The following is a 13,548-nucleotide window of genomic DNA, read 5'->3' on the forward strand; positions in this document are numbered from 1 at the left end:
TCTCTCACTGCATGGCCGCGGGGTGCGTCAGACGCCACATGCGCCAGCCCGCCGCCATGGCCAACAAGGCGCACAAGGTCATGACGGCGAATACCGTGCGCAAGCCCCAGTATTCACTGATCACCCCCCCGGCGAAACCACCCAGTACACCCGGCACGCCATAAGCAATCACGGTATACAGGGCTTGGCCGCGACCACGCATACGCCCTGGGAAATGGTGCGACAGCAGCGCTACACAAGCCGTGTGATGGGCAGCAAAAGTCAAGGCGTGCAAGGCCTGCGCCAGCAGCAGCACCCACAACACATCAGCCCACACAGTGGTCACACCCATGCGCAGCGCCATGGCTGCCGAACACAGAACGATCCAGGCCGTCAGCGGCAAACGCGGCAACCAGCGCGATTGGGTAAAGAACCAAGCGATCTCAACCAGCACAGAAACAGCCCACAAGGCGCCGATCATGGTTTTGCTGTATCCCAATGCATCCAGATACAGCGAGAAAAACACATAAAGCCCCATGTGCGAGAGCACATGAAAAAACGCTGCAATAAAAAACCAGCGAACTTCCGGGCGTTGCACAACAGCCCAGACCCGCACGCTTTGGGCGTGCACAGGCTGGGCTTCTTTCAAATTGGGCATGAGCAGCGTGCTCACCCACACAGCCAGCAGACTCAACACCGTCCAGGTCGCAAAGCTTTGCATGCCTTGAGCTTCAAACCAGGCACCGGCTACGAACACAGTGGCCATGAAGCCCAGCGAGCCCCACAAACGCACACGTCCATAACGCCGTGCATCAAAGCCGCCCCCCAGACTGACCAGGTGAGCCATGGCCGCCTCGCTCATGGGCATCATGGCACTGGTGTGCGTGAACATCACGAGCAGCACAACGCCCAGCATGACCGGAGACAGAGACCACCACAACGCACTGGCGCACAGCAAAGCCACGGCAGCACCCCAGCGCAGAAAGCGCACACGCTCACCCGTGTGGTCACTGAGCCAGCCCCACACGTAGGGGGCAAACAAGCGCGTCACCGCCTGCATCGAGCTGAGCACACTGATGGTCAGCAAGCCCAGGCCCAAATCCTTGAGCCACAGCGGAAGGTAGGAGTTGAACAGCCCAATGTGGGCGAAGTACGTCGCCGACAGGGCTGCAAAGGGCAGCAGCGCCTTGCGCTCTGCCATCAAGGCTTGCTGGCCGCAATCGGGGCCAGATCATGGGCCACATCCGCGCTTTGGGCACGGAACTGCAACGCATGCTCCATGATCACCAGGGCCAGCATGGCCTCGGCAATGGGTGTGGCTCGAATGCCCACGCAAGGGTCGTGACGACCTTTGGTGATGACCTCGGTCGCATGGCCTTCCGAGTCAATCGTCTGGCGAGGAATCAGGATCGAGCTGGTCGGCTTGATGGCGATGGACACCTCAATGTCCTGGCCCGAGCTGATGCCTCCCAGAATGCCACCGGCATTGTTGCCCACAAAGCCTTCGGGCGTGAGCGAGTCGCCTGCCGTGCTGCCCTTTTGCGTGACGCAGCCAAAGCCAGCGCCAATCTCGACGCCCTTGACAGCGTTGATGCCCATCATGGCGTAGGCAATATCGGCGTCGAGCTTGTCAAACAGCGGCTGCCCCAGGCCAACGGGAACTCCGCGAGCCACCACACGCAGACGCGCACCGCATGAGTCGCCGGATTTGCGCAGCGCGCTCATGTAGTCCTCTAGCGCTGACACATCAGCCACGGGTGCAAAAAACGGATTGTTGGGCACATGGTCCCAGCTTTCAAAACCAATCGGCACTTCACCAATTTGCGTCATGCAGCCCACAAAGGTGGTGCCCAGTTTTTCCTTGAGCCACTTCTTGGCCACCGCACCCGCTGCCACCATGGGCGCAGTCAGTCGGGCCGAAGAGCGGCCGCCGCCACGTGGGTCGCGGATGCCGTATTTGCGCCAGTAGGTGTAGTCAGCATGACCGGGGCGGAAGGTTTGCAGAATGTCGCCGTAATCCTTGCTGCGCTGGTCGGTGTTCTGGATCAGCAGGCAGATCGGGGTGCCGGTGGTCTTGCCCTGGTACACGCCAGAGAGAATTTGGACCGCATCGGGCTCATTGCGCTGGGTGACGAATTTGCTGGTCCCTGGACGGCGACGGTCCAGATCGGGCTGAATGTCGGCCTCGGACAGTGCAAGCCCCGGCGGACAGCCGTCAATCACGCAGCCGATGGCCGGGCCGTGGGATTCACCGAAGTTGGTGACTGCGAAGAGGTTTCCGAAGGTATTGCCGCTCATGGGTGCAGATTATCCCAGAGCCAACGGCCATCAGGCCTCGTCTTTCTCCGGCCAGTCACGAATGTAGGCCTTGAGCATCTTGTTTTCGAAATTCTGCGCGTCCACCACGGCTTTGGCGACGTCATAAAAGCTGATCACGCCCATGAGCAGCGTGCCATCCATCACAGGCATGTAGCGGGCATGGCGCTCCAGCATCATGCGGCGTACCGCGTCCATATCGGTGTCACTGGAGCAGACCAGAGGGCTGGCGTCCATGGCCTCGGCGACCTGGGTGATGCCGACCTGACCCCCGTTGCGGTTGATTTGCAAGATCACTTCGCGAAAAGTCAACACACCTGCCAAGCGACCTTTATCCATCACCACCAAGGACCCAATGTCCTGCTCCTGCATCAAAAGCATGGCTTTGGCCAGCGTTTCATGCGGCGGAACCGTGAACAGCGTGTGGCCTTTAACGCGCAGGATGTCGCTGACTTGCATGGTATTTGTCTCCAATGTGATGCGGCACAAATTCTGGCTCTCAATATAGCCCACAATAAGCCTGACCAAGCTTAGTGCTGAGCCCTTGCCGCAAGCTTTCGAGCAAGGACCACCATAGGAGACAACCATGCCCGGCTATTCCGACCCCGGCTTTGACACCCTTTCCCTGCACGCTGGGGCCTCACCAGACCCGACCACCGGTGCACGCGCGGTACCCATCCACCTGACCACGTCTTTTGTCTTCGAGTCCAGCGACCAGGCCGCCGCCCTCTTCAACCTGGAGCGGGCGGGTCATGTGTACAGCCGCATCAGCAACCCGACGACTGCCGTGCTGGAGCAGCGCATATCGGCCCTCGAAGGCGGCATTGGGGCCATTGCCACGGCCAGCGGCCAGGCCGCGTTGCACCTGGCCGTCAGCACATTGATGGGCGCGGGCAGCCACATCGTGGCGTCCACCGCGCTGTACGGCGGCTCGCAAAACCTGCTGCACTACACGATGCGCCGCTTTGGCATCGAGACGACTTTTGTGAAGCCCGGCGACATCGACGGCTGGAAAGCGGCCGTGCGCCCCAACACCAAATTGTTCTTTGGCGAGACCGTGGGCAACCCGGGCCTGGACGTGCTGGACATCCCCACCGTGAGCCAGATCGCCCACGAGGCCGGCGTGCCGCTGCTGGTGGACTCGACACTGACCTCCCCCTGGTTGATCAAGCCTTTTGACCACGGCGCCGATCTGGTCTACCACTCGGCGACCAAATTCCTGTCGGGCCACGGCACCGTGATCGGCGGCGTGCTGGTGGATGGTGGCAGCTTTGACTGGGAGCGCTCGTGCAAATTCACCGAACTGACGCAGGCCTATGAGGGCTTTCACAACATGGTCTTCACCGAGGAAAGTACGGTGGGCGCCTTTTTGCTGCGTGCCCGACGCGAAGGCCTGCGCGACTTCGGGGCCTGCCTGTCGCCGCACAGCGCCTGGCTGATCTTGCAGGGCATGGAAACCCTGTCGCTGCGCATGGAACGCCACATGGCCAACACCGCCAAAGTGGTCGAATTTCTGGCCTCACACCCTTTGGTGTCACGCGTCGGCCATCCGCTGCTGGAAAGCCACCCCAGCCACGCGCTGGCGCAAAAGCTGCTGCCGCGCGGCGCCGGTTCGGTCTTCAGCTTCGACATTGCAGGCAGCCGCCAGCAAGGCAAAGCCTTCATCGAGGCACTCAAGGTCTTCAGCCACCTGGCCAATGTAGGCGACGCCAAGAGCCTAGTGATCCACCCGGCCAGCACCACGCATTTCCGCATGAGCGACGAAGCGCTCGCGCAGGCCGGCATCGGCCCGGGCACCATCCGCCTGTCGATTGGCCTGGAAGACGCGGCCGACCTCATCGATGACCTGAAAAAAGCCTTGAAGGCTGCGGAGAAAGCGGCATGAAGCTGGGGAGCATTTACGCCTACACCGGCGGCAAGGAATTTGACGCCGCCAAGCCCACCGTGGTTTTCATCCACGGGGTGCTCAACGACCACAGCGTCTGGATTTTGCAAAGCCGCTACCTGGCACACCACGGCTGGAACGTGCTGACCATTGACCTGCCGGGCCACTGCAAAAGCGGCGGTGAGCCGCCCTCCACCGTCGAAGAAGCCAGCGCCGCCATCGTGGCCCTGCTTGACGCCGCCGGGGTACAAAAGGCCGCGCTGGTCGGCCACAGCTTTGGCTCACTGATCGCCCTGGAGACCGCTTCCCGAAACCCTGAGCGCGTGAGCCACCTGGTGCTGGTGGGCACAGCCTTCCCGATGCGCGTGTCGCCTGCCTTGCTCGAATCGAGTGTGTCCTCACCCATGAAGGCCATCGACATGGTCAACACCTTTTCGCACTCCACACTGGCGCCACCGCCCTCGGCGCTGGGCCCCGGCACCTGGCTGTACGGCGGCAGCCGCGCGCTGATGCGCCGCGTGCTGGCCAGCAACACCAAAGTCAATGTGTTTTTCACCGGCTTCAAGGCCTGCGACAGCTATGCCAATGGCGACGCTGCGATGGAAAAAGTGCAGTGCCCCACCCTGTTTTTGCTGGGCAGCCAGGACCAAATGACGCCACCCAAAGCCGCGCAAAGCCTGGTGAGCAAAGCCCAAAACGCCAAAGTGGTGAAACTGCCCGCCGGCCACTCGCTGATGACCGAGGCCCCCGACGGTGTGCTGCAGGCGCTCAAGGACTTTCTCAAGGCATGAACACCATCACGCCCGCCATGACCGCTGCCCGGGCCGCAGAAATTGCAGCCCATCTGGACCTGCGCCAACTGCCTGCCGATTTTCTGGCCAACCCCTACCCGGTCTATGCCCGGTTACGCGAGACCGATCCTGTCAAACGCATGCCCGATGGTTCGGTGTTCCTGACCCGCCACGCTGACTTGGTGGCGGTGTACCGCGACGCGCAACTGTTCAGCTCGAACAAGCAGGTGGAATTTGCCCCCAAGTACAACCACGGGCCCTACGATCAGGCCCCCTGGGCGGTAGCACCCGGCGTCTCGCCACTGTTCCAGCACCACACCAGCTCGCTGGTGTTCAACGACCCGCCGCTGCACACCCGTGTGCGCCGCATCATCATGGGCGCCCTCACGCGCCGCGCCATCGAAGGCATGACGCCGGGGCTGGTACGTCTGGTGGACGAGTTGCTGGACGCCATGCAAGCCAAGGGCGGCGGCGACCTGATCGAAGACTTTGCCAGCGCGATCCCGGTGGAGATCATCGGCAACCTGCTGGACGTACCGCATGGCGACCGAGGCCCACTGCGCGGCTGGTCTCTGGCTATTTTGGGCGCACTCGAACCCGCACTCACACCCGAACAAGAAGCCTTGGGGCATCGCAGCGTCAACGAATTTCTCGACTACCTCAAGCAACTGGTCGCAGATCGCCGCAAGCACCCCGGCGATCCGGAGCACGACGTCCTGACCCGCCTCATCCAGGGCGATGGTGGCGAAGCGCTGAGCGAAGTGGAGTTGCTGCAAAACTGCGTGTTCCTGCTCAACGCAGGACATGAAACCACCACCAACCTGATCGGCAACGCCCTCATCAGCCTGCAAGAGTGGCCCGAACAACGTGCGCAGCTCATGGCCGACCTGCACGCGGCAGCCGACGAAGAAGCCAGAGAAGATGTGCTGACCCTGGCGGTCGACGAGTTTTTGCGCTTTGAATCGTCCAACCAGCTGGGCAATCGCCGTGCCCTGCAAGACTGCACCGTGGGCGGTGTGGCTCTGCCCGCTGGCAGCCTCATCACGCTTTGCATTGGCGCTGCAAATCGTGACCCTGCGGTTTACGACAAGCCTGAAGCGCTCAACTTGCGCCGCACCGGCAACAAGCACCTGGCCTTTGGTTTTGGCCCCCACCAATGTGCGGGCCTGAGTCTGGCCCGGCTCGAAGGCCGGATTGCGATTGGGCGGTTTTTACAGCGCTTCCCACATTACCAGCTGACGACCACGCCCATACGCGGCATGCGTGCACGCTTTCGCGGATTTTTGAACGCACCCTTCAAGCCTTGACATCGATCGCATCAGACACATGCAGCTTGTGCAGCCGACTGCTTTGCCAAAACGCTTGCAACTCTTGCGAGGGCGCAAGAAGCAAACGTTCATTGAGCGGATTCAACAGCGTATGCTCAGGTGCAATCAGCAGCACCCAACGAGGCTGCAAAGGCCTTTGCTCGTCTTGTAACTGGCCCACCCAATCGAGCTCCTGCAAGACCCGCATCGGTTCATCGAGCTGACGCAGATCGACCCGTAGCAGTCGCCCCAAAGACGCAAGATCCAGCCCGCGCAAGTCGGTCGATTGGGCTTTATGCAACTGGGTCAACACCTCCAGCGCCATACGGTAGCTCCAGCCTGCTCCCGAGGGTTGGCGCAAGTGCTGGCGTCCCAGCTCAGGCAGGCTCGAAGCCACGACTGCCCCCAACAAGACAATCACCCAGGCCACATAAATCCAGACCAGCAAAATCGGTACTGCAGCAAATGCGCCGTAAATCGCTGAATAGGTGGGGATCTGGGCCAGGTAAATCGTCAGGGCTTTTTTAGCCACTTCAATGCCCAACGCACACATCACCCCGGCTGTGATGGCGTGTCGCCATCGCACGCGTACGTAGGGCACATAAAAATACAAACCACTGATGCAGGCCACCAGCAAGACGAATTCAAGCATGTCCAGCCACAGGCGAGCACCGCCCGGCAAGGCATCACCCACCACAGACCGAGAAACACTGACCAGGTATGAGCTGATCGCCAGACTCCCCCCCAGGAACAAGGGGCCTAACGTCAACGCAGACCAATACAGCAAGATACGCTGCGCCAAAGGACGTTGACGCTGGACATGCCAAATTTGACCGAGCGTCCGTTCGATCGTCACCATCAAAGCCACAGCCGCGCCCACCACCGCCACCAGCCCCACCGAGCCCAAGCGGTTGGCCTTGCGGGAGAATTGCGTCAGATACCCCATGACCTGGCGCGCAATGCTGTCGGGCACCAGACTGTCCACCAACCAGCGCTGCAAGGTGTCCTGAAACTTGCCAAATACCGGGAAAGCCGTAAAAAGGGCCAAGCCTACGGCCAGCAAAGGCACCAGTGCCAACAGGGTTGTAAAGGTCAAGGAGCTGGCCGAAACGCCCAAGCGCGCCTCCCTGAAGCGCCAGCGCAAATGCCGTGCCATCTGCCGCCACGGAACTTGGGCCATTTCGTCCCACCATTCATTCCAGATGGTCTTCAGGCGGTTGATCGCATTCAGGTCGTTCGTCATCCCGGTATGATGCCACCGCAATGAAGCCGAACACTGACAAACCTGCATTTAACCTCAATCTGACGCGCTGGCTGGCTGTCGGCAGCCTGCTGGGCCTGATCCTTTTGGGACTGTCCTGGGAACTGTGGTTGGCGCCCTTGCGCCCCGGTGGCTCCTGGTGGGCCTTGAAGGTGTTGCCTTTGACACTGCCCATGGCGGGTCTGCTGAAAAACCGGATGTACACCTATCGCTGGGTCAGCCTGCTGGTGTGGCTGTACTTCACGGAAGCCTGCGTGCGCGGCTGGAGTGACCGTTGGCCCTCCAATGCACTGGCCATGGCCCAGGGCGTGCTCTGTCTGCTGCTGTTCATCGCCTGCGCCATGCACGTGCGCCTTCGTTTCAAGGCTGCCAAAGCTCAAACTGCCGCCACCGCCACATGAGCACACTGCTCCAACAGCTGCGTCAGACCGTCGGCCACGAGCATGTGCTCACCCCCGAAACGGATCTGAGCGCCTGGGAGCAAGACTGGCGCCAACGCGCCAGGGGTAAGGCCTTGGCCGTGGTTCGCCCGGCCACAACAGACGAAGTAGCTCAAGTGGTGCGTTCATGCGCAGCTTCTGGCACGGCCATCGTGCCCCAAGGCGGCAACACAGGCTTGGTGGTCGGCTCGGTACCCGACGACAGCGGTACGCAAATCGTGCTGAGCCTGCAACGCATGAACCGTGTGCGCGCCCTGGACACCGAAAACCTGACCCTCACGGTCGACGCAGGCTGCATCTTGCAGCAAGTGCAGGACGCAGCCGCACAAGCCAGTTTGCTTTTCCCGCTGAGCTTGGCCTCCGAAGGCAGCTGCACCATAGGCGGCAACCTGGCCACCAACGCCGGGGGTACGCAGGTCTTGCGTTATGGCAATGCACGGGAACTTTGCCTGGGACTGGAAGTGGTCACGGCACAAGGCGAAATCTGGCATGGCCTCAGTGGTCTGCGCAAAGACAACACCGGCTACGACTTGCGCCACCTGATGATGGGCAGCGAGGGCACTTTGGGCATCATCACTGCAGCCACACTCAAACTGTTTCCTCAGCCGGCGGCGCAGCTGACCGCCTGGGCCACCGTGCCCGACCTGCACGCAGCCGTGCAACTTCTGAGTTTGGCGCAACGCCAGCTGGGCGCGGCACTGACCGGCTTTGAGGTCATGAGTCAGTTCTCCCTGAGCCTGGTGGCCAAACACTTGCCACAGCTGAATGTGCCGCTTTACACCCAGTCGCCCTGGTGCGTGCTGCTGGAACTTTCAGACAATGAGTCTGAGGCTCATGCACATCAGGCATTTGAAATATTGCTCGGTGCGGCCATGGAGGCCGAGGTGGTGACAGACGCGGTGATCGCCCAGAACCTGAGCCAGGCTCAGGCCTTGTGGCAAGTGCGGGAGAGCATTTCCATGGCACAGGCCCAGGAGGGCCTGAACATCAAACACGACATCAGCCTGCCCATTTCAAGCATCCCGGCCTTTGTGGCCGAAACCGACGCCTTGCTGGAGCGCGAAATTGCTGGCGTGCGTCTGGTCAACTTTGGCCACCTGGGCGATGGCAACCTGCACTACAACGTACAAGCCCCCGAAGGTGGCAATAGCCAGCAGTTTTTGCAGACCCAGGAAGACCGAGTCAACACCCTGGTGTTTGAACAAGTGCGCAAGTACCAAGGCTCCATCAGTGCCGAACACGGTATTGGGACACTGAAAGTCCACACCCTGCCCCGCTACAAGGATGCCACGGCACTGGTTATGATGCGCGCCCTCAAACAGGCCCTGGACCCGCAAAACATCTTTAACCCTGGCAAGGTATTGCCTTGATCCGCGACCGTTAAACTTGAGTCCATGAACACCCTAGCCAGCCCTCAGCGCCCTGTGCGCAGCCAGTATGAAGACTTCATGCGCCATGTCTACACAACAGGCGTACAAAAAGGCGACCGCACCGGCACCGGTACGCGAAGCGTGTTCGGCCACCAGATGCGTTTCGACCTCTCGGAGGGCTTCCCTCTGGTGACCACCAAGAAGGTGTTCCTCAAAGCCATCATCGTCGAGTTGCTGTGGTTTTTGCGCGGTGACAGCAACGTGAAATGGCTGCAAGAGCGCGGCTGCACCATCTGGGACGAATGGGCGCGCGAAGACGGCAGCCTGGGCCCGGTGTACGGCGTACAGTGGCGCAGCTGGCCTACGCCGGACGGTGGTCACATTGATCAGGTTCAGCAGGTCATGGACACGCTCCAAAACAATCCGGACAGCCGACGCATCATCGTTTCGGCCTGGAACGTGGCCGAGCTGGACAAGATGGCGCTCATGCCTTGCCACGCCTTCTTCCAGTTTTATGTGGCGCCACCGCAAAAACCAGGCGGGAAGCCCAAACTCAGCTGCCAGCTGTACCAACGCAGCGCCGACATTTTTCTGGGTGTGCCCTTCAACATTGCCAGCTACGCGCTGCTGACGCACATGATCGCGCAGCAATGCGACATGGATGTGGGTGACTTCATCTGGACCGGTGGTGACTGCCACATCTACAGCAACCACCACGAACAGGTAGAACTGCAGCTCAGTCGCCAGCCTTTCGCTTACCCTACGCTCAACATCAAGCGCAAGCCCGCCTCCATCTTCGACTACGAATATGAAGATTTCGAGGTCACCGGCTACGAATGCCACCCGGCCATCAAAGCGCCTGTAGCCGTTTGATGCAAGAGCCGTGATCAATCGTCGTCAGCTTTGGGCCCTGTTGGCCCTCACGCTCATGTGGGGCGTGAACTGGCCCATGATGAAGCTGTCGCTATCGCAGCTCTCACCCCTGTACTTTCGCGCCATCACCATGACGCTGGGTGCCAGCTGGTTGTTTGCCTTTGTGGCCTGGCGTGGCGAGCGCATGCGCCCACGTCCTGAAGAATGGCGTGGCATTGCTTTGCTGGGTCTGCCCAATATTCTGGGCTGGCACACCCTGTCAATCTTTGGGGTACAAGCCTTGGCCTCCGGCAGAGCAGCCATTCTGGGCTTCACCATGCCCATCTTTACCGTGGTGTTGGGCGCCTTGTTTTTTGGCGAAAAAATCACACCTCGTGTTCGCCTGGCCCTGGTCAGCGTGGTGCTGGCCATTGGTTTGTTGCTCTGGCACGAGCTCGCCAGACTGAGTGGTCGTCCCGCTGGTGTGGCGTGGATGCTGGGTGCCGCAGCGTGCTGGGCCTTGGGGACCTTGTTGTTTCGCCGTGCGCACCTCACGCTCTCACCCATGGTGGTCACGGTGTGGATGCTGCTCTTGTTTTCTGTGGCGCTATGGGTCATGGCCTTGAGCCTGGAGCCCCTGCCTCGCCCTGAGACCTTTACGCCCATGATGTGGGTCAGCCTGGCCTATGGCGTCGGCGTCAACTATGGCGTGGCCCAACTCATCTGGTTTGGCATGGCGCGCGACCTCCCGCCGGCGACCAGCGCCATGAGCGTGATGGCCATTCCTTTGGTTGGCACTTTAAGTGCCACCTTCATCACCGCGGAAGTGCCGCACTGGCAAGACTGGCTGGCCATGGCTTTTGTGATGGTCGCGATTGCCAGCGTATTGCTCCCCTCCCGGCCTTCCGGCCTACCTGTCAAAGCATCATGAGTACACCTGCACTGCCTCGCCTGCACTTGATTTATGCCCGAGCCCGCAATGGCGTTATTGGCAAAGACGGTCAAATGCCTTGGCATCTCCCCGAAGACCTGGCGCACTTCAAACGCGTCACCTTGGGTCAACCTGTCATCATGGGCCGCAAGACTTGGGAGTCTCTACCCGAACGTTTCAGGCCTCTGCCAGGTCGCATCAACATCGTCATCACCCGCCAATCTGACTGGCAGGCCTCAGGTGCGTTACGCGCGGGCTCCATAGAGCAAGCCCAGCATCTGTGCGGCGAGGCACACGATGCCTGGATCATGGGGGGCGCCGAAATTTACCGACAAGCTGAGCCATTGGCACATACCGCCGTGGTCACCGAAATCGACGCTGATTTCGAAGGGGATGCCTTTGCCCCCACCTTGTCTTCAGCCTGGAAAGAAACACAACGTGAAGCTCACACCGCCGCCAATGGCCTGGGCTTCAGTTTTGTCACACTCACCCGTACATCATGAAAATCGCCACCTGGAACGTCAACTCATTGGGCGTGCGCTTGCCGCAAGTGCTGGACTGGCTAGCTGCCAACCCCGTAGATGTGCTGGCCCTGCAGGAACTCAAACTCACAGACGACAAATTCCCCCTGGATGCGTTTCAGGAGGCCGGTTGGCACGCACAGTGGTTTGGTCAGAAAACCTACAACGGCGTCGCCCTGATTTCACGAACTCAAGGTCGGGATGTGGTCAAGAACATCCCTGGCTTTGAAGACGATATGTCGCGCGTGATTGCCGCCACTTACACCGATGCCTCTGGGCAAAACATTCGGGTCATTGGCGCCTACTTCCCCAACGGTCAAGCGCCAGACAGCGACAAATTTGCCTACAAAATGCGCTGGCTCGATGCACTGCACCACTGGCTGCAAACGGAAATAGGACAACACCCCCAACTCACACTGGTGGGCGACTACAACATCACCTTTGATGACCTGGATGTGTGGGATCCCGAGGGCCTGCGCGAAACCATTCATTGCACCAGCGCCGAACGCGCCAAGTTGCAAGCCTTGATCGATCTGGGCCTGAGCGATGCTGTGAGACTATTTGAGCAGCCCGACAAAAACTACAGCTGGTGGGATTACCGCGAATTTGCATTTCGTCGCAACCGAGGCCTGCGCATTGACCACATTCTGATCACCGATGCACTCAAGACTCGTGCCACAGCTTGTGCAGTCGACAAGGCCCCACGCAAAAACGAGCGCCCGAGCGATCATGCACCTGTGGTGCTGACCCTGGACTGAAGTACGAAAGGGGAGTTTGGAGGCGCGGGCCGGAGTCGAACCGACCTACACGGATTTGCAATCCGGTGCATAACCGCTTTGCTACCGCGCCTTGTTCTTTGACAAAAAAGGGAAGCATTGCTTCCCTTTTTTGATTGGCTTGTTTGGAGCGGGATAAGAGGCTCGAACTCTCGACCTATACCTTGGCAAGGTATCGCTCTACCAACTGAGCTAATCCCGCGTTAGACATGAATTATAGCCACAAAAACACCCGTTTTTCAAGCCTCGCTATTTAATGAGGAAAATCAATGCGTCGCATTCCCCAAACCCGTAGACACTTTTCTAGCGCAGTTTGAAGCTGCCTCTCGAACGCTTGAGTCTTCAGCCCACCACCAGGCGAATCGCCGGAGCAACGCCCGACACCTGATCCCGCATCTCCAAGGCTTTGCGCAGATTCATCAAGGCCACCTCAATGTGCTCGATAGCCAGATTTTGGGCGCGAGTTGCATCACTCCGCACCAAAGCATCAAACAGCATGTGATGCTGCTTGTGGGCATACAGCATCCAATCCCGATCCATGTCCACCACGCCTTGCATGGGCAGCATGGCCGAAGCCTGGGCAAACGGCAGTTTGTCGTTCAGATCCAGCGCACGTTGCAATGCACGGTTACCGCACGCCTGCAGGATCAGCGCATGAAAACGATCATTCATTTGGGCATAGGCTGCATAGTCTTCAAGTGAGAGCGTTTTGTTCTTGAACAAACGATCCCCAGCCAGCAAACACGCTTCCAAATCGGATGCCAGCTTTCTGGACACGCCATGTTCAGCCACATTTTTTGCTGCCATGCCCTCCAGGTGCCCACGTACCAAAATGGCATCCATGATCTCTTGCACAGTAAATTCGCGAACCGCGTATTTACCCAGATCATTGGCCTCAATCAAACCCTCTTGCTCTAGCGACATCAAGGCGCTGCGCACAGGTGTTCGCGAAACCCCAAGTCTCTCAGCCAATTGCTGCTCGGCCAACTTGTGCCCTGGCAAAAACTCACCCTTCAGAATGAGGTCGCGCAAAGCCATCAAAACGGTATCGTGTCTGCTCATGAGAAAATTGTATTCTGTTTTTAAAAAATGGGATACCATTTTGGAAAATGGAGACAA

The 13,548-nt window shown here is 59.7% G+C and carries 14 protein-coding genes and 2 tRNA genes; 9 read left to right on the forward strand and 7 right to left on the reverse strand.

Going from position 1 to position 13,548, the window contains the following annotated elements:
* Positions 1-4: 4 nt before the first annotated feature.
* From AAFM15_RS03105 to AAFM15_RS03115, 3 genes are read right to left on the reverse strand one after another with little or no spacing between them, the layout of a single operon-like run.
* Positions 5-1,180: an MFS transporter gene (locus AAFM15_RS03105; protein WP_341685237.1), complete on the reverse strand. Its 1,176-nt coding sequence runs from the start codon at positions 1,178-1,180 to the stop codon at positions 5-7.
* Positions 1,180-2,277 (reverse strand): chorismate synthase, encoded by a 1,098-nt coding sequence (aroC, locus tag AAFM15_RS03110; RefSeq protein ID WP_341685238.1) that lies wholly within the window; start codon positions 2,275-2,277, stop codon positions 1,180-1,182. Before aroC ends, AAFM15_RS03105 begins: the two co-directional genes overlap by 1 nt.
* A gap of 30 nt (positions 2,278-2,307) precedes the next feature.
* Positions 2,308-2,754 carry a CBS domain-containing protein gene (locus AAFM15_RS03115; protein ID WP_341685239.1) on the reverse strand — a complete coding sequence of 149 codons (447 nt, stop codon included), beginning with the start codon at positions 2,752-2,754 and terminating at the stop codon, positions 2,308-2,310.
* 127 nt (positions 2,755-2,881) lie between these two features.
* Between AAFM15_RS03115 and AAFM15_RS03120 the strand changes: the two genes are divergently transcribed.
* Genes AAFM15_RS03120 through AAFM15_RS03130 form a run of 3 tightly spaced genes read left to right on the forward strand, consistent with a single transcriptional unit; the run spans position 2,882 to position 6,278 of the window.
* On the forward strand, positions 2,882-4,180 hold the full coding sequence (locus AAFM15_RS03120; RefSeq protein WP_341685240.1) for an O-acetylhomoserine aminocarboxypropyltransferase: 1,299 nt from the start codon (positions 2,882-2,884) through the stop codon (positions 4,178-4,180).
* Positions 4,177-4,971 (forward strand): alpha/beta hydrolase, encoded by a 795-nt coding sequence (locus AAFM15_RS03125; RefSeq protein ID WP_341685241.1) that lies wholly within the window; start codon positions 4,177-4,179, stop codon positions 4,969-4,971. The genes AAFM15_RS03120 and AAFM15_RS03125 overlap by 4 nt, the downstream gene beginning before the upstream one ends.
* The gene (locus AAFM15_RS03130; RefSeq protein WP_341685242.1) at positions 4,968-6,278 is read left to right on the forward strand and encodes a cytochrome P450; all 1,311 of its coding nucleotides are present in this window, start codon (positions 4,968-4,970) and stop codon (positions 6,276-6,278) included. Before AAFM15_RS03125 ends, AAFM15_RS03130 begins: the two co-directional genes overlap by 4 nt.
* On the opposite strand, the gene AAFM15_RS03135 is transcribed toward AAFM15_RS03130, so the two are convergent.
* A complete protein-coding gene (locus tag AAFM15_RS03135) occupies positions 6,268-7,521 on the reverse strand; it encodes a YihY family inner membrane protein (protein ID WP_341685243.1) in 1,254 nt (417 codons plus the stop codon). The genes AAFM15_RS03130 and AAFM15_RS03135 overlap by 11 nt on opposite strands.
* Positions 7,522-7,541: 20 nt before the next feature.
* On the opposite strand from AAFM15_RS03135, the gene AAFM15_RS03140 reads away from it, so the two are divergent.
* From AAFM15_RS03140 to xth, 6 genes are read left to right on the forward strand one after another with little or no spacing between them, the layout of a single operon-like run.
* The gene (locus AAFM15_RS03140) at positions 7,542-7,940 is read left to right on the forward strand and encodes a DUF2069 domain-containing protein (protein ID WP_341685244.1); all 399 of its coding nucleotides are present in this window, start codon (positions 7,542-7,544) and stop codon (positions 7,938-7,940) included.
* Entirely contained in the window at positions 7,937-9,349 is a 1,413-nt protein-coding gene (locus AAFM15_RS03145) for an FAD-binding oxidoreductase (RefSeq protein ID WP_341685245.1), read from the forward strand. The genes AAFM15_RS03140 and AAFM15_RS03145 overlap by 4 nt, the downstream gene beginning before the upstream one ends.
* Positions 9,350-9,373: 24 nt before the next feature.
* Positions 9,374-10,222, forward strand: coding sequence for a thymidylate synthase (locus AAFM15_RS03150; RefSeq protein ID WP_341685246.1), 849 nt, complete (start codon positions 9,374-9,376; stop codon positions 10,220-10,222).
* A 10-nt stretch (positions 10,223-10,232) separates the two neighbouring features.
* Positions 10,233-11,132: a DMT family transporter gene (locus AAFM15_RS03155; RefSeq protein WP_341685247.1), complete on the forward strand. Its 900-nt coding sequence runs from the start codon at positions 10,233-10,235 to the stop codon at positions 11,130-11,132.
* On the forward strand, positions 11,129-11,635 hold the full coding sequence (locus AAFM15_RS03160; protein ID WP_341685248.1) for a dihydrofolate reductase: 507 nt from the start codon (positions 11,129-11,131) through the stop codon (positions 11,633-11,635). The genes AAFM15_RS03155 and AAFM15_RS03160 overlap by 4 nt, the downstream gene beginning before the upstream one ends.
* Complete coding sequence (gene xth / locus AAFM15_RS03165; protein ID WP_341685249.1) at positions 11,632-12,411, forward strand: exodeoxyribonuclease III; 780 nt, start codon at positions 11,632-11,634, stop codon at positions 12,409-12,411. The genes AAFM15_RS03160 and xth overlap by 4 nt, the downstream gene beginning before the upstream one ends.
* 17 nt (positions 12,412-12,428) lie before the next feature.
* On the opposite strand, the gene AAFM15_RS03170 is transcribed toward xth, so the two are convergent.
* The 3 genes from AAFM15_RS03170 to AAFM15_RS03180 form a co-directional block, all read right to left on the reverse strand.
* Positions 12,429-12,502 (reverse strand) — tRNA-Cys (locus AAFM15_RS03170).
* Between the two features lie 53 nt (positions 12,503-12,555).
* Positions 12,556-12,631: transfer RNA gene (locus AAFM15_RS03175), tRNA-Gly, on the reverse strand.
* A 140-nt stretch (positions 12,632-12,771) separates the two neighbouring features.
* Positions 12,772-13,491, reverse strand: coding sequence for a GntR family transcriptional regulator (locus tag AAFM15_RS03180; RefSeq protein WP_341685273.1), 720 nt, complete (start codon positions 13,489-13,491; stop codon positions 12,772-12,774).
* Positions 13,492-13,548 lie beyond the last annotated feature (57 nt).

It is taken from the genome of Limnohabitans sp. (assembly GCF_038134685.1).
Lineage (GTDB): Bacteria > Pseudomonadota > Gammaproteobacteria > Burkholderiales > Burkholderiaceae_C > Limnohabitans_A.

What these genes read in the sequence shown, in the direction of transcription:
- AAFM15_RS03125 (WP_341685241.1), top strand. Translation starts at nt 4,177, where the DNA reads ATGAAGCTGGGGAGCATTTACGCCTACACCGGCGGCAAGGAATTTGAC.
- aroC (WP_341685238.1), bottom strand. Translation starts at nt 2,277, where the DNA reads ATGAGCGGCAATACCTTCGGAAACCTCTTCGCAGTCACCAACTTCGGT.
- AAFM15_RS03115 (WP_341685239.1), bottom strand. Translation starts at nt 2,754, where the DNA reads ATGCAAGTCAGCGACATCCTGCGCGTTAAAGGCCACACGCTGTTCACG.
- AAFM15_RS03160 (WP_341685248.1), top strand. Translation starts at nt 11,129, where the DNA reads ATGAGTACACCTGCACTGCCTCGCCTGCACTTGATTTATGCCCGAGCC.
- AAFM15_RS03150 (WP_341685246.1), top strand. Translation starts at nt 9,374, where the DNA reads ATGAACACCCTAGCCAGCCCTCAGCGCCCTGTGCGCAGCCAGTATGAA.
- AAFM15_RS03180 (WP_341685273.1), bottom strand. Translation starts at nt 13,491, where the DNA reads ATGAGCAGACACGATACCGTTTTGATGGCTTTGCGCGACCTCATTCTG.
- AAFM15_RS03130 (WP_341685242.1), top strand. Translation starts at nt 4,968, where the DNA reads ATGAACACCATCACGCCCGCCATGACCGCTGCCCGGGCCGCAGAAATT.
- xth (WP_341685249.1), top strand. Translation starts at nt 11,632, where the DNA reads ATGAAAATCGCCACCTGGAACGTCAACTCATTGGGCGTGCGCTTGCCG.
- AAFM15_RS03140 (WP_341685244.1), top strand. Translation starts at nt 7,542, where the DNA reads ATGAAGCCGAACACTGACAAACCTGCATTTAACCTCAATCTGACGCGC.
- AAFM15_RS03120 (WP_341685240.1), top strand. Translation starts at nt 2,882, where the DNA reads ATGCCCGGCTATTCCGACCCCGGCTTTGACACCCTTTCCCTGCACGCT.
- AAFM15_RS03135 (WP_341685243.1), bottom strand. Translation starts at nt 7,521, where the DNA reads ATGACGAACGACCTGAATGCGATCAACCGCCTGAAGACCATCTGGAAT.
- AAFM15_RS03145 (WP_341685245.1), top strand. Translation starts at nt 7,937, where the DNA reads ATGAGCACACTGCTCCAACAGCTGCGTCAGACCGTCGGCCACGAGCAT.
- AAFM15_RS03105 (WP_341685237.1), bottom strand. Translation starts at nt 1,180, where the DNA reads ATGGCAGAGCGCAAGGCGCTGCTGCCCTTTGCAGCCCTGTCGGCGACG.